This is a genomic window from Streptococcus halitosis (assembly GCF_003143695.2).
Lineage (GTDB): Bacteria > Bacillota > Bacilli > Lactobacillales > Streptococcaceae > Streptococcus > Streptococcus halitosis.
On record NZ_QEMY02000001.1, the window covers coordinates 635,699 to 662,007 of the forward strand.

A 26,309-nucleotide genomic window follows, 5' to 3' on the forward strand; every position below is an offset into this window, starting at 1 on the left:
AACTTTTATCTGGTTTTATTGGAAATCATTCATATTCCCATCATAGGTCGCCCAGTCCTTGCTAAAGAAGCGGTTATTCATCTTGTAGTCTGGAGCTGGCTTTGGATCCGTTAAGAAAGGATTGGCAACCTTATCAAAAGCTAGCCAACCCAACCATCCTAGATGAATGGTATCTTTAACAAAATATGGATCTCCTCCATTTTTTGAAAAATCAGCAATATTGGTAAAGCCCTGACTTTCTAATTGGTAACGAATTTTCTCCACTGCATGTTGATACATCTCTTCGCTGAGCCCTGTGTACTCCATCCACTTCTTGTTAACGGGCTGGATGACAAAGAGTACATTGACATTCGACTTAGCAAATTGATTGAGGACCAGCTGCAAATCATTGTACTCAGAGGACTTGAGGAAGTTGTAATTTTTTTGATACCCTTCCCATTTTTTTAAATCCTTTTTAACCTCTCTCGTATAGAAATGATTTTCCATCCCCATATCGTTATTGGTCGTATTTGCTTCTGCGTCCTTACGAACAATTTTTTCTAACTCATCATAAGAAAATTGATCCGGAAGATCCTTTAAATAGTTCTCCACGTGTTCCTTGTACTTGAGTTTTCCTCGAATGGAGAATTGTCCAAAGAGAGCGGATTGCTTTTCATTGAATCGCGCAAAAATATCAATAGCAACCTGATCAACCTCTGATAATTCTTCACCCTTTGACAGTTTTTGAACAATGCCTTTTAATGCAACATTAGGATTCTGCTTTAACAATCGAATAGCCGCATGCTTTGCAGCAATATCACCAGATTGATTTTCCAAAAAAGCTGTCAATTGGTCACTGTTAAAAAATCTCTGAAACGCTGCGGGTTCATAATCTGTCTCCGTAAACCACTGAGGCGAAATCACAAATACCGCCTGCTTATTCTCTATTTCTGGCAAAATTTGCTGTAGACCAAAATATTGATTTAGAGAGGCTGCTCCTGCTTGACCTAGAAAGTAAGGACGATAGGGACGATGGTATTTTTCCGCTAAAACAGCTGGATGGACACTATCAAATCGAATCCATTCACTGGACCCTAGAAAAGGAATAAAACGCATATTTGGATCCGTAAGAGCCCTCACTTTTTGACTTCTCTCCTTAAAGCTCTCTGTACTAATAGAAGCCGCAGAGTATTTCTCCTCCGTCAGATTATGGCTTGTTGTACTTGGATAAAAAAAGATGAGTAGAAGAACCAAAAATCCAGCAATGAAGATAGGCCCAAAGATCAGCCACAAGCGTTTAAGCATTCTGCAACTCCGTAATACCTTCTACGATTTTATTAGCCGTATTCCAGTCATCACGACCGAACTCCGTCACTGGAACACGAATGTCAAAACGGTTTTCAATCTCAACAATCAATTCAACCGTTCCCATGCTATCCAAGACACCAGCATCAAAAAGATCTTCATCCATCATGTCAGAAACATCTTCCATAAACAACTCATCAATAATTTCAATAACTTCTGATTTGATATCCATTTTTCATATCCTTTTATTTTTTAAACCATAAATCATTCAAAAATCCAGAAAAGATTAAGAATGAAACCATCACGACATGGAAGGTGACAACCATGCCAAGCAACTGAATCCAGCGATTCTCAGGTAAGGAACCCTTTCCAGCTTTTTTCCGTTCTTTATTGAGCGCTTTTTTCTTACGAATCCATGCATCATTGATGACTAGCCCAATCCCATGGAAAAGTCCATAGGCGATGTAGTACCAGGTCACACCATGCCAAAATCCCATAATCAGCATATTGAGAATGTAGGCTACACTTGAAGTGACATTGCGATTTTTAAAGACCTTCTTTCTGGTCAACACCATGACCATCCGCATAAAGACAAAGTCACGGAACCAGAAAGACAGACTCATGTGCCAACGATTCCAAAACTCCTTTAAATCCCTTGACAAAAAAGGCTTGTTAAAGTTGATGGGACTATGAATCCCCATCAAATTGGAGATGGCTAAGGCAAACATAGAGTAGCCCGCAAAGTCAAAGAACAAGTCTAGACCAAAAGTATACATCACCGCCAGAGCATAATGATTAAAGAAACCGCCTGTCTGCAAGGCCAAATTTTTCAGCGGAGGCAGTAATATCTCTCCCAAAACATGGGCCAAGATAAACTTGTAAAGGAAGCCAAGCATGATATACTTGACAGCCCCTTCTAGCATGTTCATCAACTCATCCCGTTCAGGAATGGTCTCATAATTTTCATTGAAGCGTTTAAATCGATCAATGGGACCACTCGAGAAAGTCGGCATAAAGAGAAGAAAACGTAAGAATTGCCAGATCGTTAAATCCTTGATGACACCATCTCTCAGTTCAACGATAATCCCAACTGCACGAAAGGTCAAGTAAGAAATCCCTAAAAATCCAAACAAAGATTGAGATCCATGAATAGCAGGAGATACTTTCACAAAGACGATTGGCAATAGGGATAAAAAGCTAACCAGATAAAATATCCATTTACTATCCCGCTTTTTCCTGTACCTTTTGTAGAAAGATACAAGAAGTACTTGCCAGATAACATAAAGGATAAGAGCGCTTATTTGATTCGTCTTTCCACCGACCAACATGGTGACGATAAAGAAGAGACTAACCAGTACCTCATACCAGGCAAAACGTTTCTTGAAAAAAAGACCGATGAAGATAGGTAAAGTCGCAACAATTACGTATAAAAAGTACTGAAGATCACCATAAGGTTCCAAATGAGGTAGCTGTTTATAAAGCTCCATCATCTACTGTTTACCTCGTTAATCAAGCCTTTGATATCAATTTTACCATTAGGCGTTAGTGGTAAACTGTCTCGATAGAGAAACTTAGATGGCATCATATAGGACATCATGATATCTGCCAAATCTTCCTTGATAGCCTTGGTAATATCGATATCGCGTTCAAACTGTTCACGAACACCGTCCTTTAGGATAACATAGGCCAGCAGATTTTGCACCTTGTGGTCTTTGTTATAACGTGGAACAGCAACAGCCGACTCAATAAAGCGAGACTTGTTGAGGTTTTGAGAGACATCTTCAAGCTCAATGCGATAGCCATTAAACTTAATTTGGAAGTCCATGCGTCCGCCATAGAGAAGCAAGCCCTCCTCTGTCATGGTTCCTACATCCCCTGTGTGGTAGGCTGGAAGACCTTCGAACTCAAAGAAAGCTTCTGCCGTTTTTTCAGGATTATTCATATAACCTTTTGAAACAGCTGGTCCAGAAACAATGATTTCTCCCTGTTCACCATTTGGCAGTTTCTTACCTTCTTCATCAATGACAAAGGTTGGAGAATCCGCCTTGGTATAGCCGATTGGCAGGCGTTTGAGAGTCTTCAACATCTCGTCTGTTACAGCAACTGCTGACAAAGCTACTGTCGCTTCTGTTGGACCGTAGGCATTGATAATACGAGCATTTGGGAAACGTTCGCGCAGTTTTTGAGCTGTTTTGACCGTCAATTCTTCACCATCAAAGTAGAAATGCGTGATCCCTGGCATTTTCTCGCTGTTAAAGTCTTCTGACAACATGGCCATATCTGCAAAGGACGGTGTTGATGTCCAGATAGCGATTGGCAATGAAAAAATCGTCGCAAAGAGTTTTTTGAAGTCCTGAGTAATGGCTGAAGGAAGAGCGAAAAGCGTACCACCTAGTGCCAAGGTTGGCGCCCAGTACATGACAGATAGGTCAAAAGAATAAGGGGGCTGAGCCAGCATTTGTGGACGACTTGGCGTCGCAAATTCCTTATCTGTAATCATCCAGTTGGTAAAACTGAGGAGATTGTCATGGGAAATCTGCACCCCCTTAGGCTTACCGGTCGTACCAGAAGTAAAGATGATGTAGTAATTATCATCTCCCTTGACTGGATGAGTCATCTCATAGCTATCCCCTTGAGCAAAGGCTTCTTGAACCTGAGCTAAAGTCATCATTGGCGTAGAGACTTGCTCCAATGGAAAATCTGAGATAGCAATAATCAAACTTGGCTCTGCAACTTCTACGATAACAGAAACTCGTTCCAAGGCCGAATGGCTGTCAATTGGAATGTAGGCATGACCTGACTTAGTCAGTGCTACAAAGGTAGCCAACATCTCATATTCCTGACCACCAAAAACGACGACTGGTGATTTCTCAGGCAAGCCAAGTCGATCGATAGTTGCAGCTAAACTATCTGAATCAGCCTTCAGATCACCATAAGTATGCTCTTGACCTAAAACATTATAGACAGGATATGTTGGCTGTGTTTGAGCAAAGTGCTCAATCGTTTCAATCATATCTTTTATCGGTTTATTAGACACTGTTCCTTTTCTCCTTTAAACTAGAACTCATTATAAATAAAGCCACCTTGTCCCTGCCCAAGGTAACTAAAAAAATAAAGCAGGCCAAGCAAGATTACAAAATATAGGGCCGTTCGGCCTAAGAATACATGCAGATTTCGTTGTTTTTTCATAAGCTATCCATTAATATATCATTTCTATCGGCTACAAATACGCACTATTAGTAACTTATCTTCCTAACATTTTACCACTTTATCAACCTTTTTTTCAACTGTTTACCATAACTTAAAAGTTCGTTTTAGGTTATTTTAAGATAAATTAAAATGTTAACAACAAATGTGAACAAAAATTTCCATTTCTATAAATCTCCTATACCAGTCATCAGAAATTAAACAGTTTAAAGAATGACAGCAAACACACGACTCCCCCTTTGGGCATTTTTATGCTAAAATAGTAGCTATGGATAAAATTATTAAAACTATATCAGAAAGCGGAGCCTTTCGTGCTTTTGTCCTTGATAGCACTGAAACCGTCCGCACTGCTCAAGAAAAACATCAAACTCAAGCCAGTTCAACTGTTGCACTTGGTCGCGCCCTTATCGCTAGCCAAATTCTCGCAGCCAATGAAAAAGGAGATACCAAGATTACTGTAAAAGTTCTTGGAACGAGCTCTCTCGGTGCCATCATCACTGTCGCAGATACCAAGGGAAATGTCAAAGGCTACGTTCAAAACCCCGGTGTAGATATCAAAAAAACTGCAACGGGTGAAGTCCTAGTCGGACCTTTTGTCGGCAATGGTCAATTTCTCGTTATCACAGACTATGGTACTGGAAATCCTTACAATTCTATGACTCCTCTCATCTCTGGAGAAATCGGTGAAGACCTGGCCTACTACCTGACTGAAAGCCAACAGACCCCTTCAGCTGTCGGCCTCAATGTTCTTTTGGATAAAGACGACAAGGTCAAAGTCGCTGGTGGCTTCTTACTACAAGTATTGCCAAATGCCAAAGAGGAAGAGATTGCCCGCTTTGAAAAACGCATCCAAGAAATGCCAGCCATTTCAACTCTTCTAGAAAGCGACGACCATATCGAAGCCCTTCTCAAGGCTATCTATGGTGACGAATCTTACAAACGTCTATCTGAAGAAGAAATTCGTTTCAAATGCGACTGCAGCAAAGACCGTTTTATGAACGCTCTTGCCAGCCTTCCAAGCTCAGACTTAGAGGAAATGAAAGAGGAAGACCACGGGGCAGAAATCACTTGCCAATTCTGCCAAACAACTTACAACTTTGATGAAAACGACCTGGAGGAACTCATTCGTGACAAATCTTAATACACCCTTTATGATCGGCAATGTTGAGATTCCCAATCGTACCGTTTTAGCGCCTATGGCTGGCGTGACCAACTCAGCCTTTCGTACCATCGCAAAAGAGCTCGGAGCTGGACTCGTTGTCATGGAAATGGTCTCTGACAAGGGAATCCAATACAACAACGAAAAAACTCTACATATGCTTCATATCGATGAAGGCGAAAACCCCGTTTCTATCCAACTTTTTGGTAGCGATGAAGACAGTTTAGCACGCGCAGCAGAATTCATCCAAGAAAACACCAAGACCGATATCGTCGATATCAACATGGGCTGCCCAGTTAACAAAATCGTGAAGAACGAAGCTGGTGCTATGTGGCTCAAGGATCCAGACAAGATCTACTCTATTATCAACAAGGTCCAATCTGTCCTTGATATCCCCCTCACTGTCAAAATGCGTACAGGCTGGTCTGATCCATCCCTGGCCGTGGAGAATGCCCTCGCAGCTGAGGCTGCAGGCGTCTCTGCCCTCGCTATGCACGGCCGTACCCGTGAGCAAATGTATACTGGTCACGCTGATCTTGAGACCCTTCACAAGGTTGCTCAAGCTTTAACCAAGATTCCATTTATCGCCAACGGTGACATCCGTACAGTTCAAGATGCTAAACAACGCATCGAAGAAATTGGTGCTGACGCAGTTATGATTGGCCGAGCAGCCATGGGAAATCCCTACCTCTTCAATCAAATCAACCACTACTTTGAAACAGGAGAAATCCTTCCTGATTTGACCTTTGAAGATAAGATGAAAATCGCCTACGAACACTTAAAACGCTTAATTAACCTCAAAGGAGAAAAAATTGCAGTCCGTGAATTCCGTGGCCTCGCTCCTCACTACCTTCGTGGTACATCTGGTGCAGCCAAGCTTCGTGGAGCCATTTCACAAGCTAGTACTCTTGCAGAAATTGAGGCCCTCTTGCAACTAGACAAAGCATAGTCTCACATCTACAACTCACAAAAACGGCAAAGCTCAAAAATGAGTCTTGCCGTTTTTATATGTTTTCATCTTGTAAATCTAATTGCTTCACTCTAGCTATATAATAGGACATAATCAAAAACAAATTGAGGCTGACAATCCATATAGACCATTCATGAAGAAAATGCATCAATACAGCCAAGCTGATTGCGCCCACTATGAAACTTCCCACAACAATCCCATAATTTAAGGCCTGACGACGGTATTCTTGGATATTTCCTTCTCTTCTAGCAATGCGATACAAAGCGGTCAACATCTTTCGGTAATTTCCAGACGTCATAAAAATGACATAGGGATGATCTTCAATCAAACTGCCCGTAAATGTTAACATCATCATTCCTGTTCCAAAAGCGATGCAAGGAACTTCTATTAGAGGAAATCGTGAAAAGAAAGGGAGAATAAGAGTTCCAATAAATAAAGGGAGCAGCATCTTAACCCGCCAGTAGGCCGTTTTGCGGTATTCTTTCATGTGCAATGCAAACAGAAATCCTAGAGAAAAGAAAATAATAGAGCAGAATCGTAGCATCGTATTGATGACATTTGAGTCGTGCCAATCAGATATCAGTAGGAGAATATTCCCTGTCTGTGTCGCTACCAAACTATGGTATTGAATATGGCAAAACACATCCAAAGAACCACCTACAAATCCAAGAAATACTCCCATCAATCGTGTGTTTTGAGGTAAGATTAATTTATCCGCCATGTATTATCACTCGTTTTCCTTTGATTTTTTTATTATACCACTTTCTCTTGGAGAAACTAAGTGAAAAACAGTTGACTCACTCTTTTACAGAACGATTTCTAGTAAAAGTTAAAACACCAAATTTTATTATTGAATCAAGGCAACACTCGAAACTTTACCATCCGCACCTGTTGTAATTTGGATGATTTTTCCTCCTCCGATTTTGGCATTATACTTGCCATCATCAAGAGTGTAAGAGTAGCCTCTGATAGAATAGTTTTCTTTCTTTCCTTCTGCAGTTTCTACTGTAAATTGGCCCCCTGATGAAACCGTAATAGTTTCGCCATTCGCTCCCTTCCAGTTGCCTGCAGCTGCTGAGAAATCACCATCGACCATGGTTAAAACACCCTTGTAGCGTTTGTTGTGTTCTGCTTGCTTGTCTTGAAGTTTGCGGTCAGTTGTTGGATCATAGCCTGACTGGTTAGACTGGGCTTGAGAGCCTTGCTGAGTTGAAGGTGCCTGAGATGGAGCTTGCTGACTAGGGGCTGCTTGTTCTTGTCTTGATTCAGGCGCTGGTTTCGCTTGTGACTGATCCGCCGCTGTAGAAGACTGACCAGAAGATGCCTGGGCCTTTTCAGATGAAGCTGAGCTTGAAGATTTTTGAGTCTTGCTTTCTTTGCTAGAAGAAGCTGCTTTAGAGCTTGATGATTGACTTGTCTTTGCAGAGCTACTAGTTTGAGTGGTTTCGTTTTTATTTCCACAAGCTGCTAGTAGCAAGGTAGAAGCCAACACAGTCGCTGCCATCAATTTGATATAGGTTTTCTTTTTCATTTTTTACTCCTTTGTAACGTTTTTGAAATATTAAGAAATCTTTTCGTAACATAATTGTAACATTAGGTTTTGAATCTGTCAACTATTTAGAGAACCTATTTTAAAAAATGTTCTCTCCACTATTTCAATTCGTAATCGAAACGAAAAAATAGAAATTTTTTTAGATTAGAGTCCTATTTTTTGCATCGCTCTTGTGCAATTCTAAGAAAGATAGCCATTCATAAAAATGATGATAAATAAAGAGGTCGGGAACTTTGTCCCGACCTCACTTTTTATTTCAATCGATAGGTTTTTCTTGGTTTCTTTTTGGGTACTCGTTTGAGTCCGACTTCTTCTACATATTCGCCGTATTTTACGAGAAAGTTATTGCTGACGATTGGGCGACCAGGGTTGATGAGATTGACCAGTTCAGTCCCCTCGTAGACAGTGAACTCCTCCTCCAGCAGATAGAGGAAGGTCGGGTTCCAGTCGAGACGGCCTTGGATTCGTTTGATGGATTCTTGGATAATGGCATAATGGTCAAAGGCGAAGGCTTGCTCGTCCAGCTCGGCTCCCTCTAGGTAGCATTTGCCCGTCTGAAAATCGACATCTACGAAAACGACATCCTTGGCATCGTCACCTGCCCGAACGAGGTCTAAGGCACGACTAGGTAGGTACACTAAGTGGGCAATGGTCACTGTCCAGCCCCGTGGATCACGACCGGGGGTCGATACGGTCATCAATTGCTCGATTTTCTCCAAAGGTAGATCGAGATTGACTTCTTCACTCACCTCGCGCTGACAGGCATGTGCAGCATCTTCTCCCTTGTCCATAAAGCCTCCAACCAGAGCCAAGCAGTTTTGATAAGGGTGGGCCTTGCGACGGATCAGTAAGAGCTTGATCTTTCCTTCGACAAAGCAGTAAGCCACCATATCCACTGTCACACTTGGTTTTTCATATTGAGGGAGTTCCTGCCTGTAGTACCAGTCTAAAAACTCCTCCTGACTGGCATGGATTTCATAATATTCTTTTTCCGTCATTCCTTCTGGAATCTTTATGTCTGCCATCTTATGCCTCCTTTCGAACTGCCTTGGTCCATTGGTACCATCCCACTAGACTGTTCAGTGTGTAAACCCAGTACATCCCTTGAATGTGGATATTTTCACCCCACCAGAGATAAATACTAAAGAGATTGGTTGCAATCCAGAAAATCCATTGCTCACGGTAGAGACGTGTCATCAAGAGCTGACCAACACCATTGGTCGCATCAGTAACACTATCACGGAAAGGACGAGCGCTATTGATACTTTGATAAGCCAAGCCCATACCAATCCAGATAATGGCAGTCAAGGCTAAGTACTTGAGCCAGTCAATCACAGATAATTTCTTAGCTTCAAAGTGGGATTCTTCTGGTTTTTCCTGTTCATTGATACGATTGGACAACCAAGCATAGAGACCAATCGGCTGCATGACAAAGAAGTAAACGGTCGTCAAAACTTCTCCATAAAAAGTCGCGTTCATGGCCAAGATCAAGTAGATAGCGGAGTTAATGGTCCCAAAGAGATAATTGCTTGCACGCCCTTCTGCTACCAATATAACACAGACAATCCCAGTCCAAGATGCAAACAAGCTCAGCCAGTCATGACTTTCCGTATTTTGTGTGAACTCTAAGATCAAGGGAACACTTGACAAGGCGATGAGATACAACCACTGAAAAAGACTACGGCCGACAAAGAGATCTTTCCAGAGCAGGCGCATAATCCCTGCAAAACCGATCTTGCGGGCTTCCGCATGGACATTTTTAAAGTTTTCGATAAATTGTGTGATTTTTTTAGTTACTGTTTCCATAATTTTCTCCTAATCTGCTTGGTAAATTGCATCAATAGCCACTTTTGCTGCTTCATAATTGCCTAGGTAATCCTCAGCTAGATAAACTAGTGGAATGGTGGTTAAATATCGCTCTCTCATCTGGTCCAGATGCTGGGAAAAACTGTAGCGAATATGGTCTTCCGCCATGGTCATATCTCTAAATCCGTCATTGACATAAGAACCGACAGGCTGCACAAAGAGAATCAAGTCCCATTTTTCCTTGGCCAAGATTGAAACAAAGAGATTGTCAAAGGTTTCTCCTGATAAGTCCTCTTGATCCTCAGCCTCCATGTAATAATCATAGTAGCCCTTGGTTACTAAGGAGTTGGTGTCAGCTATTACTAGGCCTCGATTGGCATTGCTATCGATTAACTTGGAGGTCTGGTCATACTGCCCTAAAAGGAGATAATAGTAATCCTTTGGAGTCAATTCATCGTCGCGGACATTGTTTTTGATCTGATACTCACGTGCGTATTCCAGGCTGACCGGAGCATCGTAATACCTTGCCAAATCCTTGGCCAGAGTGGTCTTCCCATTGCTGGCACTTCCCATAATCAACACTTTCTTTGTAAACTGTCGACGGAAGGGTTGAGCAATATATTTCCAATATTTGCTTGGATTTTCTCGAATCATAGTCGCTGAGATTCCAAACTTTCTTTCTTGCAAAACGGTCTCAAAACCACGATTTGATAATTCTTGCTGGTAGTCACGTTCCCCCACAAAAAAGATCAGTTCTTGCTGGGCTTCATCGTAGGAAATCTCCGATAACATCTGGTCCAACCACTCCTGCCAGCCCATAGGGTAACGGGGAAGGTTGGTCTCATCTAACTTGCAGACAGAGGTCAATTCGTCATCACGAAAAGCCTCTCGGATATAGCGAAATCGTTTTTGAAGACTTAAACCTACCTGCTCACCTCGGTCTCCCTCGTAGCCTGAAACGACTACCCAGACCTGGTCACACTGACGCTTCGCTCGCTGGATCAGATCGATATGCCCTTGATGGAGAGGGGCAAAGGTCCCAAATACCACTGCTGTTTTCTTTTTCATAAACGTTTTTCCTTTTTATGGTTTTTGATATTTTTGTTTTCTATGTTTTTATTGTATACTATATTTTTGTTTTGTCAATAGTCTTTTATTACTTTTTATAAAAAGGTAACAAAAAAAAGAGAAGGCCATCTTTATACTACCCCTCAAAAGTTGGACATAAAAAATCTAACTTTTGCGGTTCACTAGCCTTCTCTTTTTATATCTTAGATTCATCTCTATATGAAATGACTTATCATTATTAGATACCAATTATAAGTAAAATCTTTGGGATCTTCAATGGTTAACCAATCAAATGCTAAATATCGAAAGTGGATATTTTTAAAAAACTGAATCATTATTTCCTTCTTTTCATCGCGATGAATGAAGTTCCAATCAAACCAAGGAGACCAATGATCTCAAGAACTAGATTAGACGCCACTCCTGTAGATGGTAATTTCTTCTCAGTTGCTGATGTAGGATTTCCTTTTGCCACCGTTTCATTTCCAGTAGCCAGTGGTTTATGATTAACTTCTTTATTCTGGAATTTTCCAGTTCGGCTCTCTCCTATCTGTGTTTGACTATCTTGGATAGACGGCTTAGTCTGCTTAGGTGTAGTGACATTTTGATTCTTAGAAAGTGTCTTAATCGCAAACAAACTGAAGTGGCTCGTTTTAAAGACAACTTGCCCATTTTCAACTTTAGAAGGAATGCGTTCAAGATCGCCATTTTCCTTTATGTGATAGACGTGAACATCTGATCCAGTCTGCCCAAGCGCGAGCCGAACAGTTCGTTCTCCATTGACATGAGTTTCCTTGCCTCCTTTAGAAAGAGATAAGTCAAACACACGAACTGTTCCCCCTCCTGTTTTACGAGCAATTTTATCAGCCAACTCTTTCGTCGTTACTTCCTTGAGATGTAACTTATCTGCATCTGTAGGTTTATCAAATATTACTGAGACTTTCGTCTTGCCATCTGCTGCTGTAAAAATTTTATGTGTCTTTGGTTGTGCCGGTGTTTGCGGTTTCTTACCCTCTGGTTGAGGACTTGGTTGCATACCTGGTTTTGGAGCAGATGGCTTCTTATCCTCAGTACCGGGTTGCGCCGGTGTTTGCGGTTTTTTACCTTCTGGTTGAGGACTTGGTTGCATATCTGGTTTTGGAGTAGATGGCTTCTTATCCTCAGTACCGGGTTGCGCCGGTGTGTGTGGTTTCTTACCCTCTGGTTGAGGGCTTGGTTGCATACCTGGTTTTGGAGCAGATGGCTTTTTATCCTCAGTACCAGGTTGTGTCGGTGTTTGCGGTTTTTTGCCTTCTGGTTGAGGACTTGGTTGCATATCTGGTTTTGGAATTTCTTTCTTATCTTCTTTCTTTGGCACTAAGTTGGCCTTCGCTACCTTCAATTCCGATAAGCTCTTCTGAAGCTCTCCTATCTGAGTATCTAGCTGCTTTTCTGTAATATTTACTTGTTCTAGAAGCTCTTTCCCCTGTTTAATGATTTCGCTTGCGCGATTTCTGACCTTTTCATAAGCAGAACCAGCTTCTCCTGTTAACTTAGCTCCATCTGGAACCGTCTTCATTTCTTCTTCAAGCTGACTGATAGCCTTCTGAAGTTCCACAATCTGCTGAATCTTATTAAAGGATGGAAGAAATTCGTTCTTAAAGTAATCCGCTAGATATTTCCCTTCTAAGGTAGCATAATTCTTATTCCATATTTGCTTGATACCTGATTCAAATTCTTTTTCTAAACTAGGAATTTTCGCGTATTTCTCTCGATACAAAGCGACTTGTCTTGTCATCTTTTCGATTTGTGCATGGATTTGATAATAGATAAAGTCATCTATAAACGTTTGGAGAGTTTTGGCAGTGTATGAACCTTTTTCTAACTGCTCTCTAAATGCTTTTATTTTAGCAGGAGCAATCTTTTTAGAATCTTCCCAAATATCTTTTTTCTGCACCTTATAATCACTGTTATTTTCTGGTAACTCTGGATAGTTATTCACTTCAGCCAAAGCTTGCTCTAGTTTTTTTAGCTCTTCCTTAGCCTTATTCTTCAAAGATTCTATCTCTTTCGTTTCTTCAGTCGGTGTCTGAGATTTCCCATCTTTAGTTGGAGGAATATGACCTTCCATATCAGGCTTTCTTTGAGGCTCAGTTGGTTTCGTTAACCCTTTTTTGAATTCCTCCACAACAGCATTTAGCTCTGACTTCGCTGTTTCTAGAATCCGATCTAGTTCCTCTTTTGTTTGAGCTTTAGAAAGCTCTGATCTATATTTATTTACAATTCCTAAGGCATTTTTAATTAATTCATCAAATTTAGACTCGTCCTCAGATTTCAGATCCTTTTTAGTTCTATCCAACAGCTCACTCATGTGATTAGAAAGCGATAGATTAGCTTCTGAAATTTGTTTAGCCAAATCTTGCTGATCAGTCTCCTTAGCACTTCGTTTGTCTCTCGGTTTCGTTGTCTCTTTATTGCCATTAGATGTTTTGAGTTTTGCAATCTCATCAAGAAGACTGTGTTTAGCCTTCAGCACCTCTTCGTTTTTCGCGGCCTGATCGAGTTGCTGAAGCGCCTTTTTTTCCAACTCGCGTAACTGTTTGATTGTGGCATCCTCGTTTGCTTCTTCTTTGTTTAGTTTTTTCTCCTTTATGTTTTTGTCCACTCGTTCATTGACGTAGTTTTGAATTTCTTTTTCAACGTAAGCTTTGTAAGATTTGAATAACTTACCTAGATCAGCAATAACTTCTTGTTTAATCGTTTGGAGTGATTTATCCGACTCGTTCTTAAAATCATTTACAACTCGCTCTTTGATTTTATTGATTTCGCCTACTAAAGAACTTTTATCCTCTTCGGTGATACCTTTTGTAGTTACCATATCGCTAATCAATTTCTTTTGATGGTCGAGTTCTTCATTGATTTTTTTGAAAGTATCTTCCAGCTCTCTATAACTATTCTCCAAAGTTTCTAGGTTATCACGGTCATCTTCTCCCTCAATCTCTTTTATCAAGGAATCTTTCCGCTCAGTTGGTAGGGTACCCTTTCTGATTTCTTCTTTTAAACGTTTTTGAATTTCAGCGACCGCACCTGTGTTCTCTTTTGTAGAAGTATCTTGAGACTGTTCCGAGCTCTCCTTAGTCGGTGGAACTACCTTGTTTTCATCTTTCGATTGATTTTCTTTTTCCTTACTTTCTTGTTCTATATGCTGCTTTTCATGATGTTTTAGTAAGTCTAGGTGAAAATCATTATCTATCGAAAGCAAGCTTCCTGTATCATTCGCCCGTTCGATTTTCTGCTTATATGCTGCTTTTTTATCTGCAGGAAGGTCACTTTCCGCTAGCTCTTTTATTAATTTTTCTTTTGCATCTTTCAAAGTTTCTCTAGCTGGTTCTGTTTTTTTATTATTTTCAGAAGAAGTTTCTTTGTTTTCTCCTGCCTTATCCTTAGATGAAGTTTGTTCAGTGACCTTGGCACTATTTGTGGGTGCACTCGAGTTCATCTCATCAGCATGAGCAACACTCCCCATAAAGAAGCTAGCTACTAGTACACTAGCTACTCCTACACTAAATTTACGAATGGAATAACGCATTCTTCGTTCATGATTTGATTTAAACATATCTATATCCTCCGTGATTTTAATTAACTACAGTATATCCTGCCAATATGAATTGTATATGAAATTTGCTATATTATTTTCGCTATCCTTTCATTCTTCCATTAGGAATGATAACTTCTTGCAGTAATTTCTCTTCTTCTGCTATTCTTTGATAAAGAATAACCGCATAGACAGGAAAAATAAAGATAAAAGTTACGTAAGCATGACTCACCAAAGCTAAACCAACTAGCTCAGGGAGAATATTTAAAAAGTAATTGGGATGTTTCACAATTCGAAAGAGAGGATGATCTACATATTTGTGATTATTGACAAGCATTAGCTTAACTGTCCAAATATCTCCCAACAAGTGAATGACCAGCAATAACATCAACATGGAAAAAATAAGCAAAACTAAACCAACTATGCTCATGCCATCAAAATTTGTCTTGTGCACCATTGCTTCAACGAAGCAAGAGAGATAAAAAACAATATGAGCCATCGTTAATCGTTTTGTATTCTCAACTCCAAATTCTTTCCCGCCATTGCTAAGGATTCGTTTTTCATTCTCCATCGAACGTTTTAAAAAAATCAATCGAACGAGGAAGGTTACTAAAATAATCGCTAATACCATACCAGTATCCTTTCTTTTTTCTATATTTAAAATAATATTCTCATGTTAAACCTATGTGAACTTTAACAAAAAAGAACGGAGAGATTTCCGTTCTGTTACTTTATACAACTAATCTGCTTGCAAGTAAATTTTAAATTCCATTCCCTGTTCATAAGGGAGAAAACTATAAGACATTTGATAACTTTCTAGGATGTTATTCACGATATAGAGTCCTAAACCAGACCCTTCAGACTTGTCTGTAACAACTTGAGAGTGGTAAAAAATATCAAACAAATGATTCAACTCTTCTTGATTAAGAGGTTGGCAGGTATTTTTGATAGAAAGATAGCCATCTTGCTCGGATAGGATTACGCGCCCATTTTTATCTGAATATTTAATCGCATTACTAATCAAGTTTGTCAAAACCTTATCCAATGCCTTGAGACTCATGATGACCCTAGTAGCATCTGTCAATTGATTTTCAATTTCTATTCCTCTTGAGCGTGCTAATTCCTGATAGCGAGATAAAACATCCGTCAAAACAGTCTGGATTATCAAGGTCTCGCTACACTCTGTCCACTCTTGGAACTTAGAGGACTCCAAAACTTCTTCGAGCAAGTGACTCATTTGATCAATTTGATCGATACTCTTTGCTATATACTTAGGGTGGTCTTTATAATCCCCAATATTGTACTGCATATTCTCTAGAATAATTCGAAGACTGGCTAAAGGGGTTTTCAACTCATGTGACGCTCCACGAACAAAAGAAACTTTCTGCTTTTGCAACCTGATAATCCGTTCATTTCTTCTCTCAGATTCATCAATGACTGCCAACAAGTTTTCATACACATCATTGATTTGCTTTCCAACTTCCCCAACTTCATCCTTTCGCGTTTCATCAAAGCGAATATCATGATCCAACTCCTGCATCTTACCTGTAACTTTTGAGATATAAAAGAGAGGCTCCAATAAACGTTTCGTATAGAAGTAGGAAAAGAGAAAGGCAAATACAAGCGTTGCTAAAAAGGTATAAGGGAGATAGAGAAGCATAATCCGTGTTGCCTCTTTATAAATATCCACACCTTGAATAAATTGAATGGTTACCTTTTTACCATCAGCTGTCGTAATCTGACGGTCAATCGTTACGATATAGTTAGTGGGGCTGCCTTCCTTTATTTCCAAGTCGTGCACAAGGGAAATTCTCTTATCCAGTACGTCATCTTTCAAATGGGCAGAGATACGAAGAGATTTCGAATAGGACTCCAGCAAACTAGGCAGTTCATGAAAATTTTTGCCTTCTAAGTACCTGCTCATAATAGTCGCACTCTCATTAAACTTCTCACCCTCTTGCTGAATGTAATAAAAAGGAAAGGTCAGATAGATGGCAATGTGGATGACCAAAGCTATTGCACCTAAAAGCGAAAAACTTCTTAAAAATGATTTGGTTAATAATTTAGGGTTTTTTATCATAAGCTAATTTTATATCCGGCATTTTTCACTGTTACAATGCAATCCAGATCCAACTTCTTACGAAGATTTCGAATGTAAACATCAACTACTCTATCAAGAGGCAAATCTGCAAAATCATTTGAGATAGACTCGAGTATCTGCTCTCTACTCAAGACCTGGTTCTTATGTTGGATCAAACATTTTAAAACCAACAATTCTTTCGGCTTAATTGCAACCTCCTCGTTCTTGACTCGAGCTTGGTAGGATGTGAAATCCACTGTCACATCTTGATAATGCCAAATATCCTCCACAACATAGTAACGCCTAAGCAAGGCTTGAATCCGTTTGACTAGGAGCACCAGTGAAAATGGTTTTGTCACATGATCATCAGCATAAAGGTCAAATACCTGCATCTGAGTTTCCTCATCTCCGAGCGCACTTAAGACGATTACAGGAATATCATGATTTCCATTAATTTCTTTTAAAACCTCAAATCCACTCCGCTTCGGTAACATCAGATCCAAGACCATCAGATGAATCGGGAACTCATGAAATTTCTCCAAAGCCTCCTGCCCATCCTTTGCTAGAATAACATGATAGCCTTCTTCTCTCAAAAAAGCAGCGACCCCCTCTCTAATCATATCCTCATCATCTACAACTAAAATGTTCATCTATTTCCCTTCTTAACCTATCTAAAATTCACCCTTTTGCTAGGTTTACATTATTTTCATTTCATACGCAAAAAAAGAAACAGGGCTCTATTGAAATGGTGGAAATTTCAGGAAACTCTGCTCTTTTTCATGCTATACAAATCTTAATATCTATTCTTATTATAACCAATATTTACATATTGTCAACTTGTTTCCTTTGGTTTCATAAAAATAAATACAAAAAAGAATCAGGACTTCTCCTGATTCTCCATTTTTAAGCAATATCAAATTTTAGTTGACCAGCTTTGACACCGATTTTGAGGATTTTGCCTGCTACCAGTTCTCCCTTGAGGAGGAGTTCTGCCAGCTTGTCTTCCACCTCTGTTTGCAGTGTTCTGCGAAGTGGGCGAGCTCCCATTTCTGGATCATATCCTTGGCTTGCTAGTAACTTCAGTGCCGAAGCTTGCAGTTTCAAGTCAATACCCTTCTCTGCTAGGCTAGCAATCAATGGTTTAACCATGATCTTGACAATTTCCTGCATGTGTTCACTATCCAAGCTATGGAAGACCACCTTTTCATCAATACGGTTGATAAACTCTGGTCGATAAGCTTTTTTCAACTCTTCGAAGATTCGTTTTTCCATATTTTCTTGGTCAAAACGAATGTCCTTGGCCCCAAAACCGACAGTCTTGTCATCACGAAGGGCTGTCGCACCAAGGTTTGACGTCATGATGATAATGGTATTTGAAAAGTCAACCTTGCGCCCCTTGCTGTCTGTTAGAACTCCATCATCCAAGACCTGCAAGAGAACATTAAAGATGTCTGGGTGTGCCTTCTCGACCTCATCAAAGAGGAGTACGGAGTAAGGCTTATTACGAACCTTCTCTGTCAATTCCCCACCTTCTTCGTAGCCCACATAACCCGGAGGGGCACCGTTGAGACGGCTAGCTGCAAATTTCTCCATATACTCACTCATATCAAAGCGGATAAGAGCTGATTCGTCATCAAAGAGAACTTCTGCCAAAGCCTTAGCCAATTCGGTCTTTCCGACACCCGTCGGTCCTAGGAACATAAAGGAGCCAATCGGACGTTTGTGACTGCGAATACCTGACTGGTTACGGCGAATGGCACGGCTAATACTTGAAACAGCTTGATCTTGACCGATGACACGTTTGTGCAACTCCGCTTCCAAATTAAGGTATTTCTTGGCATCCGTTTGTGTCAGTTTTTGAACTGGAATTCCTGACAAACGACTCAAGGTGGTTAAAATTTCAGATTCTGTTACCAAGTCTTTATAGACAGGGACTTCCTGCTCTTTTGCAATTAACTGGGCAGCTTGTTTCCACTTGCCATCCATCAGGGCCTTGTCAGCTGGAGTCAAGTCGGATTCGTCTGCTTTCACATGCTTGGATTTGTTTTGCACTGTTGCTGCTGCTTCATCTAAGAGGTCGATAGCAGAGTCTGGCAAGTGACGACTGGTCAAGTAACGATGCGCCATCTTAACAGCTGTTTCAACAGCTTCATCTGTGATTTGCACACGATGGTGTTTCTCATAGGTAGCTTTCAAACCTTGCAAAATAATCATGCTGTCAGCTAAACTTGGCTCTTCAATCGTCACTTTGGCAAACCTACGAGAAAGGGCAGCATCTTTTTCGATGTGTTTTTGGTATTCTTCCTGAGTGGTTGCACCAACCGTTCTCAGAGTTCCACGAGCCAAGGCTGGTTTCAAGATATTGGCCGCATCCAGAGTCGAGTCAATACCGCTACCAGAACCCATGATGGTGTGGAGTTCATCGATAAAGAGGATCACTTTGCCATCTTCCTCGATATCCTTGATGATATTGTTCATGCGCTCTTCAAAGTCACCACGAAAACGTGTCCCTGCAACGACATTCATCAAATCGAGCTCTAGAACGCGCATCTTAGCCATTTCCGCAGGTACATCCCCACTAGCAATACGCTGGGCAAGTCCAAGTGCCAGAGCTGTTTTCCCGACACCAGCATCCCCAACCAAGACCGGATTGTTCTTGGTCTTCCGACTCAAAATCTGAATCATACGTGAAATTTCCTTGTCACGACCGATAACTGGCTCTAACTTGCCAGAGCGCGCTTGCTCCGTTAGATCATGCGTGTAATCCTCTAGACCACCACTTTGAGCTTGAGGCATGCCCATCATATTGGCCATGGAATTTTGCTTGTCAGATACCGTGCGATGGCGTTGACGTAAAGCCTTAAGATCTTCTCTTGTCCATCCTGCACGCTCCTCTAGATTGCGACGAAGAGCGGCAATTCTGACCTGATCTTTCTGGTCTTCATAAGAAAAACCTGCTCTCTCCAAGATGCGAGTCGCCAAGGCATTGCCGTCATGCAAAATCGCATAGAGGACATGCTCTGTCCCAAGCACCTTTGCATGGACCACTGAGGCCACATACTCTGCTTCTGCAAAGAGAACTTCTAAACGATGGGAAAAGGGCAATTCCGTAAAGGTTTCATCTTGGCTATAGTCCGTTTCAGTCAGTTCCAACGCAACCTCTTCTAAACGGTCCATTTCATAAGGATAATCATTTAAAGTTGCACCTGCCACACTGTAACTGTGATTGGACATGGCAATCAATAAATGCCAAGATTCTAGGTAACGAGCTCCAAAATGGCTCGCAACCATGTAGGCACTTTCGATACATTCATTCAATGCTTTTGAATAGTTCATCTTACTTCTCTTTTCTATCTACCTCTTGCAATAGCTGTCGGAGCATATTGGCACGAACAACTGAGGATTCTTCCCCTAGGACACGATCCGTTGCTACTGAAGTTAGCAAGGTCATCTCCTGCTTGGTCATTAAGTCCTGCTCCACCAAAAGCTGGAGAATATCCTCATAGATCTCCTGACTAACTCGCTCACCAATCGAGTAAAGCAAATCGCGGAGCATCTCATGATGACTGGAAAACTCAATCCGCCCTATGCGAATGTAGCCTCCACCACCACGCTTGCTCTCAACTAAGTAACCTCTACTTTCCGTAAAGCGGGTCTTAATTACATAGTTAATCTGACTCGGTACAACCTGAAAGGTATCTGCCAACTGGCTCCGTTGCAATTCCACGATACCAGACTGGTCTAAAATCGCCTTGATATAGGCTTCGATATGATCTGATGTATTTTTAAATCTCATAGTAAATCAAACTCCTTCTTTGAACCTTGACTATCTTTGACTATTATACCGAAATTTTTTCATTTTTAAAAGAAAAAGGGCGCTGGTGAAGGATAATCTTCACCAACTCCCTATTTTTCTACTTATCTAAGCCCAATTCTGCTAATATTTGTCGTTTGTAGGCAATTTTTTGGACTTCCTTGTCCTCGTCTTCAGACCAATCTAGTTTAATTTCTGAAACAATTTGCCCAGGACGATTTTTTAGGATGTAGATGCGGTCGCTGAGATTGAGGGCCTCTTCGATACTATGTGTGATAATCAAAGTCGTCAGCTGTAGCTGTTTGTGAATCTCCAGATACCAAGTATGGAGTTCCATCTTGGTCATCTCGTCCAAAGCGCTAAAGGCCTCATCCAAAAGAAAGAGTTTGTGTCCAAAAAGATAGGTCCGAAGCAAGGCTACACGCTGGCGCATCCCTCCGCTGAGTTCGTGAGGATACTTGTCCCGTACAGCTGTCAACTGGAAGATCGCAAGGATGTCATCCGCTCGGGCAATAGCCTCTGCCTTATCCACCTTTTGAATCAAGAGCGGCAGGATGATATTGCCAAGCACCGTCTTGTGCTCCAAGAGGAGATCCTTTTGTAACATATAACTCACGCGCCCCTTAGGATTCTCCTCGCCATCAAGGACAATTCGCCCAGACTGGACTTCTAAAATCCCAGCGATTAGGTTAAAGAGGGTGGTCTTTCCAACACCACTAGGTCCCAGGATAGAAACTACTTCACCTGACTTCACCTGCAGGTTGATGTCCTCTAAAATCTTTTCATCGCCATAGGCATAGCTCACGTGTTCTAGTCTAATTTCTGTCATTATTTTACAAATTCATTAGTGAAGCCTTTGTCTGTCAAGTCTTCTTTAAGGATACCATTTTCTTTGTCCCATTTGTAGAAGGCATTCCAGCGTTCTGCGTCAAATTGTCCCCATTTTTCCTTGTCGCTTGCGTATTCTTTTGACAAGTATTTTTGAGATTCGATAACAAAGTCACGTTTTTCCTTGAGTTCAGGTGCGTTCTTAATGAGGATATCTGCAGCTTCCTCTGGATGTTCCATGGCATATTGGTAGCCTTTTTTGATAGCTTGGATAACTTTGCGAGCTTCTTCTTTGTTGTCTTTGAGATAGTCGTTGTTAGCGATGATTACTGGTGAGTAGTAGTCAAACTCTTTTACATAGTCTTTCAAATACATGAAGTTAGCGTCTACGCCTTGAGATTTGGCAAGAATACCATCCCAACCGTAGTAGATCCAAGCAGTGTCAAAGACGCCATTAGCAATTGGTGTGATTGAGTTTGAGTCGTTGTTTGGTACTTTTTCGACCTTCTCAAAGTCTCCACCTTGTGATTCTACTAAAGTCTTCAACATTGCAAGCTCCGTTGGGTCATTCCAAGTTCCGTATTTCTTACCAACCAAATCCTTCGGACTGCTTACATTGTCAGATTTACGAGAGATGATTCCTGATGTATTGTGCTCAACGATAGCGGCAACGGCAGTAATTCCTGCCCCTTTTTCCAATTTTTTAGCCATGTAGTCTTGGAAATACACTGCAAATGGTGCCTTACCATTGATCACCAAGTCAGAAGAACTTTCTTCAGGTGGCAATTTCAAATCAACATCCACTCCAGCTTCTTTGAAATAACCTTTTTCCTTGGCAACATACAGCCCTGTGTGGTTGGTATTTGGCGTCCAATCTAGGATAAAGTCAATCTTTTTGAGTTCTGCTTCTTTGTTATCCTTAGAAGCAGTTTCTTGGCCACAAGCCACAAGTACGACAGCTACAAAAGCCGTTACAAGCGTTAAAAACACTTTCCATGTTTTTTTCATTTTGATTTCCTCTTTTCTTTTTCTCAAACGTTCTTGTCCTATGAACGTTTCCATTTAATCACATATTTTTCGCTGACATCGACCAACTTCATACCCAGAAGGCTAATAATCGACACCAGAATAATAATGGCAAACATGGTATCATACTGAAACAGTTTCTTGGACTGAATCATGTAAACACCTAGTCCTTCAAAGCCTCCCAACCACTCAGATACCACTGTTGTGATAAAGGCGTAGGAGACACTGACCCTCAGACCTGCATAAAAGTAGGGCAGGCTGACCGGTATTTTAAAATGCCAAAGGATTTGCCAAGGCTTGGCCCGCATCAGACTAAACAAGGTCAGCATATCCTTGTCACAATGCCTAAATCCATCTAAAATACTGACGATGATAGGGAAAGTTGTTGTCAAGATAATCAAGACAATCTTGGGCAAAATCCCATAACCTAGCCACAAGACCAGAATAGGGGCTATGGCAATGGTAGGAATGGTCTGAACAACCACCATCATAGGGTAGATAAGGTCATTGAGCCAAGCCAGACTGTCCATAAGCACCGCCATGAGACAGGCAATCAAGACTCCTAAGACTAGTCCGAGTAAAGCTACTCTCAAGGTCGCCCAGCTATGGTGCCAGAGAAATTCTCTGTCACGAACAAAGGCCTGGAGAATTTCAAAGGGAGTTGGTAGGATAAACTTGGGTAAAAGTTTGAATATTCCCGCTAACTGCCAGACCGACAAGACTCCTATAAAGCCCAAAAGACTAATGTGTCGTCTCATCATACTTTTCAAGTTTCTCATCGATGCTTAAAATCTCTCCTACATTTATTTTGACATTGGCAAAGACATTATCTGCCTCCTGCTCTACCACTTCAAGCGCTTCTTTGAGAATGCGCATGAGCTCATCAAACTCCCCTTCCAATACCGTTTCAAATGATGTCACTACCATGGTCACGGACTGAGCTTGCAGATAAGCAATCACCTGATCGATAATAGCAATTCGATCAACCCCCTGCGATAGGGGCAAGACTTGCAAGGCAATGCTTGCTTTCATAAAAACCTCCTTTTCTCAGGTTTCCTTTTGACAAAAAGAAAACCCCTTCCATATATGGAAAAGGTGCAGAATTTGGCTAAGTATCGTTCCCTACGCTGGCATTACCCAGATCAGGTGCGGTCGAAGTTTAACACTTCCTCTCAGACTGTACACAGACTCCCATATCTTATATGGACATATAGTAACGCAAATACAAGGAAAAGTCAAGGAAACTGCTTACAGAAAATCTTGAAAAAGAGTTTGAAGGCAAATGCTTCAAACTCTATCATAACTCTCTTATTTAGCCTCGTACCAAGTTGCTCCTTCGTTTTCATCTGCAATGAGGGGAACACTAAGCTGGATGGCTTCTTCCATGGTTTGTTTCACTAGAGCTTTGACGGCTACTAGTTCTGATTTTGGAACCTCGAGGACGATTTCATCATGCACTTGCAACAGCATCTTAGTCTGATAGCCACCTTCAACTAGAGCTTTGTCTAGCTGGATCATAGCAATCTTGAGAATATCTGCTGCCGAACCCTGAATAGGAGAGTTGATGGCCGTCCGCTCTGCAAAACCACGAATGTTGAAGTTGCGCGAATTAATATCAGGCAACTCACGACGACGCTTGAAGAGAGTTTCTACATAGCCCTTATCACGCGCCTCACGCACCACCTCATCCATATAGTTTTTAATACCTGGGAAGCGTTCAAAGTAAGTATCAATGTAGGCTTTTGCTTCCTTACGGCTGATGCCCAGATTATTAGACAAGCCAAAGTCTGAAATCCCGTAAACCACTCCAAAGTTAACCGCCTTGGCATTACGACGGTCGTTTGGAGTCACATCCTCAGGGCGTTCAATTCCAAAGACCCGCATGGCCGTCGAAGTATGGATATCTGCTCCCTCTTGAAAGGCCTTAATCAGATGCTCATCCTTAGAAATATGAGCCAAAACGCGCAATTCAATCTGTGAATAATCCGAGCTAAGAAGAACACTATCCTCCCATTCAGGTACGAAAGCCTTACGAATCAAACGACCTTGTTCCAAACGTACAGGAATATTTTGCAAGTTTGGATCCACACTAGACAGACGACCTGTCTGAGTCAAGTCCTGTACATAGCGCGTATGAATCTTGCCATCATCCAAGATCCAGTCTTGCAAACCAATCACATAGGTAGACTGGATCTTAGCAATCTGACGGTAGTCGAGGATTTTTTTAACAATCGGAGCAATAGGAGCTAGTCGCTCTAGCACATCCACGGCTGTCGAGTAACCCGTTTTGGTTTTCTTAGTGTATTCTAGAGGAAGACCGAGTTTTTCAAAGAGAAGCGCGCCCAACTGCTTAGGGGAGTTGATATTAAACTCCTCACCAGCCAACTCGTAAATCTCTTGAGTCAGTTTTTCAATAACAAGCTCATTTTCAGCCTGCATCTCAAGCAGAGTTTCTTTTTTGACCTTGATACCAGCAATTTCCATCTTAGCAAGGACAAAAGCCAGAGGTTGCTCCATGTCATAGAGGAGATCTAACTGTACATGTTCACTGAGTTTTTCAAGTAAAACCGGCTCAGTCTCAACCAATACAGCAATCTTGCGAGCCAAGTGCTCCAAGAATTTCTCACGTTCAGGAATTGCCCTCTTGACCCCCTTACCATAGAAAGTCTCATCATCGACCAAATAAGTCTGGCCATAGAGATTCGCAATGGTTGAAATTTCATTATTCTCGACAGTAGAGAGGAGGTATTTGGCCAAACGGCTGTCAAAAGCAGGAGCCTGTAAATTCAAACCAAAGCGATTTAAAAGAACCTTAGCTTTCTTAAAATCATACACTTTCAGAGGTGTTTTTTCTAGAAAATCCTTGAGAATCGGCTCCTGCAAGAGCTCAAGTTTGTCTGTAGCGTAAAGTTTATCCCCACAGGACCAGGCAAAACCAACCAAGTCATCTGTATGGTAATTCTCACCAAAGAGTTCAAAGTGGAAGATAGAGTCTGCGCTCAGCATGTCTTGACTAACGTGGTCAACGATGGCGAAATCCAAGCTTTCAGGCGCATCCGTTGATGACACATTTAGAGCTTGCTTGAGCTGTTTGAAGCCCATCTCATCGTAGAATTTCCCAAGATTTTCCACATCTGGGCCATTATAGACCAAATCATCTAGTCCAATCTCAATCGGTGCCTGAGTCTCAATGGTCGCTAGTGTTTTCGATAAAAAGGCCTGTTCCTTGTCATTGATGAGATTTTCCTTCATCTTAGAAGCCTTCATCCCATCGATATTTTCATAAATACCCTCAAGCGAACCGTGCTCTAGCAAGAGCTTGATACCCGTCTTTTCACCAATTTTAGTGACACCAGGGATATTATCAGACTTATCCCCCATAAGGGCCTTAAGATCAATAAACTGAGCTGGTGTGAGGCCCATTTTTTCCATGAGATAGTCTGGTGTAAAGGCCTCAAACTCAGCCACACCTTTCTTGGAAATCTCGACCACCGTATGCTCATCCGTCAACTGGATCAAATCCTTATCTCCGCTAACAATTGTCACATCAAAAGAATCCTTCTCAGCCAAACGGCCTAGAGTCCCGATGATATCATCGGCTTCATACTGGGCCAACTCATAATGGCGAATCCCAAGGTGGTCTAACAACTCACGAATGAAGGGAAATTGCTCACGAAACTCATCTGGAGTTTTAGCACGCCCCCCCTTGTAGTCCGCATACATCTCTGTTCGGAAAGTCGTCTTACCTGCATCAAAGGCTACCAAAACATGACTGGGCTCAACCCGCTCCAAGACATGATTCAACATGAGTTGAAAGCCATAGATTGCATTGGTATGAAGGCCATTAGCATTTTTAAACCGATCCAACTGCTGATAGAGCGCAAAAAAAGCTCGAAAAGCAACAGAAGATCCATCAATTAATAATAATTTTTTCTTGTCCATAC

23 protein-coding genes are annotated in these 26,309 nt (G+C 41.3%); 2 read left to right on the top strand and 21 right to left on the bottom strand.

The window, feature by feature from the left end; all coding sequences use genetic code 11:
- Positions 1-15: 15 nt before the first annotated feature.
- The 5 genes from dltD to DB729_RS03190 are packed head-to-tail and all read right to left on the bottom strand — an operon-like array spanning position 16 to position 4,473.
- Complete coding sequence (gene dltD / locus DB729_RS03170; RefSeq protein ID WP_096421495.1) at positions 16-1,284, bottom strand: D-alanyl-lipoteichoic acid biosynthesis protein DltD; 1,269 nt, start codon at positions 1,282-1,284, stop codon at positions 16-18.
- Entirely contained in the window at positions 1,277-1,516 is a 240-nt protein-coding gene (gene dltC, locus DB729_RS03175) for a D-alanine--poly(phosphoribitol) ligase subunit DltC (protein WP_000351973.1), read from the bottom strand. Before dltC ends, dltD begins: the two co-directional genes overlap by 8 nt.
- Before the next feature lie 13 nt (positions 1,517-1,529).
- Complete coding sequence (gene dltB, locus DB729_RS03180) at positions 1,530-2,774, bottom strand: D-alanyl-lipoteichoic acid biosynthesis protein DltB (RefSeq protein WP_109289547.1); 1,245 nt, start codon at positions 2,772-2,774, stop codon at positions 1,530-1,532.
- Positions 2,771-4,321, bottom strand: coding sequence for a D-alanine--poly(phosphoribitol) ligase subunit DltA (gene dltA, locus DB729_RS03185; RefSeq protein ID WP_109289546.1), 1,551 nt, complete (start codon positions 4,319-4,321; stop codon positions 2,771-2,773). Before dltA ends, dltB begins: the two co-directional genes overlap by 4 nt.
- A gap of 20 nt (positions 4,322-4,341) precedes the next feature.
- Positions 4,342-4,473, bottom strand: a complete 132-nt coding sequence (locus tag DB729_RS03190) for a teichoic acid D-Ala incorporation-associated protein DltX (RefSeq protein WP_007518064.1) — start codon at positions 4,471-4,473, stop codon at positions 4,342-4,344.
- A 286-nt stretch (positions 4,474-4,759) separates the two neighbouring features.
- Here DB729_RS03190 and hslO point away from each other — a divergent pair, with 286 nt between their 5' ends.
- Complete coding sequence (gene hslO, locus DB729_RS03195) at positions 4,760-5,632, top strand: Hsp33 family molecular chaperone HslO (protein WP_109289545.1); 873 nt, start codon at positions 4,760-4,762, stop codon at positions 5,630-5,632.
- Positions 5,619-6,599: a tRNA dihydrouridine synthase DusB gene (gene dusB / locus DB729_RS03200; RefSeq protein WP_033584726.1), complete on the top strand. Its 981-nt coding sequence runs from the start codon at positions 5,619-5,621 to the stop codon at positions 6,597-6,599. The genes hslO and dusB overlap by 14 nt, the downstream gene beginning before the upstream one ends.
- Before the next feature lie 55 nt (positions 6,600-6,654).
- Here the strand turns inward: dusB and DB729_RS03205 are convergent, their stop codons facing one another.
- The 16 genes from DB729_RS03205 to polA form a co-directional block, all read right to left on the bottom strand.
- Positions 6,655-7,341 (bottom strand): YoaK family protein, encoded by a 687-nt coding sequence (locus DB729_RS03205; protein ID WP_045617903.1) that lies wholly within the window; start codon positions 7,339-7,341, stop codon positions 6,655-6,657.
- 126 nt (positions 7,342-7,467) lie between these two features.
- Positions 7,468-8,151: a hypothetical protein gene (locus DB729_RS03210; RefSeq protein ID WP_109289544.1), complete on the bottom strand. Its 684-nt coding sequence runs from the start codon at positions 8,149-8,151 to the stop codon at positions 7,468-7,470.
- A gap of 272 nt (positions 8,152-8,423) precedes the next feature.
- Positions 8,424-9,197: an NUDIX domain-containing protein gene (locus tag DB729_RS03215; protein WP_033584721.1), complete on the bottom strand. Its 774-nt coding sequence runs from the start codon at positions 9,195-9,197 to the stop codon at positions 8,424-8,426.
- Between the two features lies 1 nt (position 9,198).
- Complete coding sequence (gene pnuC, locus DB729_RS03220) at positions 9,199-9,978, bottom strand: nicotinamide riboside transporter PnuC (RefSeq protein WP_033584719.1); 780 nt, start codon at positions 9,976-9,978, stop codon at positions 9,199-9,201.
- 9 nt (positions 9,979-9,987) lie between these two features.
- Entirely contained in the window at positions 9,988-11,046 is a 1,059-nt protein-coding gene (locus DB729_RS03225; RefSeq protein ID WP_033584717.1) for an AAA family ATPase, read from the bottom strand.
- 334 nt (positions 11,047-11,380) lie between these two features.
- On the bottom strand, positions 11,381-14,638 hold the full coding sequence (locus DB729_RS03230) for a GAG-binding domain-containing protein (RefSeq protein WP_109289543.1): 3,258 nt from the start codon (positions 14,636-14,638) through the stop codon (positions 11,381-11,383).
- 82 nt (positions 14,639-14,720) lie between these two features.
- Entirely contained in the window at positions 14,721-15,248 is a 528-nt protein-coding gene (locus tag DB729_RS03235) for an isoprenylcysteine carboxyl methyltransferase family protein (protein ID WP_033584714.1), read from the bottom strand.
- A 108-nt stretch (positions 15,249-15,356) separates the two neighbouring features.
- Entirely contained in the window at positions 15,357-16,697 is a 1,341-nt protein-coding gene (gene bgrS, locus DB729_RS03240; RefSeq protein ID WP_033584712.1) for a sensor histidine kinase BgrS, read from the bottom strand.
- The gene (gene bgrR, locus DB729_RS03245) at positions 16,694-17,347 is read right to left on the bottom strand and encodes a response regulator transcription factor BgrR (protein ID WP_001024193.1); all 654 of its coding nucleotides are present in this window, start codon (positions 17,345-17,347) and stop codon (positions 16,694-16,696) included. The genes bgrS and bgrR overlap by 4 nt, the downstream gene beginning before the upstream one ends.
- 253 nt (positions 17,348-17,600) lie before the next feature.
- Entirely contained in the window at positions 17,601-20,033 is a 2,433-nt protein-coding gene (locus DB729_RS03250) for an ATP-dependent Clp protease ATP-binding subunit (RefSeq protein WP_109289542.1), read from the bottom strand.
- A gap of 1 nt (position 20,034) precedes the next feature.
- Positions 20,035-20,493, bottom strand: a complete 459-nt coding sequence (locus tag DB729_RS03255; protein WP_001211263.1) for a CtsR family transcriptional regulator — start codon at positions 20,491-20,493, stop codon at positions 20,035-20,037.
- Positions 20,494-20,611: 118 nt separating this feature from the next.
- Entirely contained in the window at positions 20,612-21,340 is a 729-nt protein-coding gene (locus DB729_RS03260) for an ABC transporter ATP-binding protein (RefSeq protein WP_033584708.1), read from the bottom strand.
- Complete coding sequence (locus tag DB729_RS03265; RefSeq protein WP_109289541.1) at positions 21,340-22,347, bottom strand: ABC transporter substrate-binding protein; 1,008 nt, start codon at positions 22,345-22,347, stop codon at positions 21,340-21,342. Before DB729_RS03265 ends, DB729_RS03260 begins: the two co-directional genes overlap by 1 nt.
- Positions 22,348-22,385: 38 nt before the next feature.
- Positions 22,386-23,144, bottom strand: coding sequence for an ABC transporter permease (locus DB729_RS03270; protein WP_081730814.1), 759 nt, complete (start codon positions 23,142-23,144; stop codon positions 22,386-22,388).
- Positions 23,107-23,397, bottom strand: coding sequence for a thiamine-binding protein (locus DB729_RS03275; RefSeq protein WP_033584704.1), 291 nt, complete (start codon positions 23,395-23,397; stop codon positions 23,107-23,109). The genes DB729_RS03270 and DB729_RS03275 overlap by 38 nt, the downstream gene beginning before the upstream one ends.
- A gap of 276 nt (positions 23,398-23,673) precedes the next feature.
- The gene (polA, locus tag DB729_RS03280) at positions 23,674-26,307 is read right to left on the bottom strand and encodes a DNA polymerase I (protein WP_109289540.1); all 2,634 of its coding nucleotides are present in this window, start codon (positions 26,305-26,307) and stop codon (positions 23,674-23,676) included.
- Between the last annotated feature and the right edge of the window lie 2 nt (positions 26,308-26,309).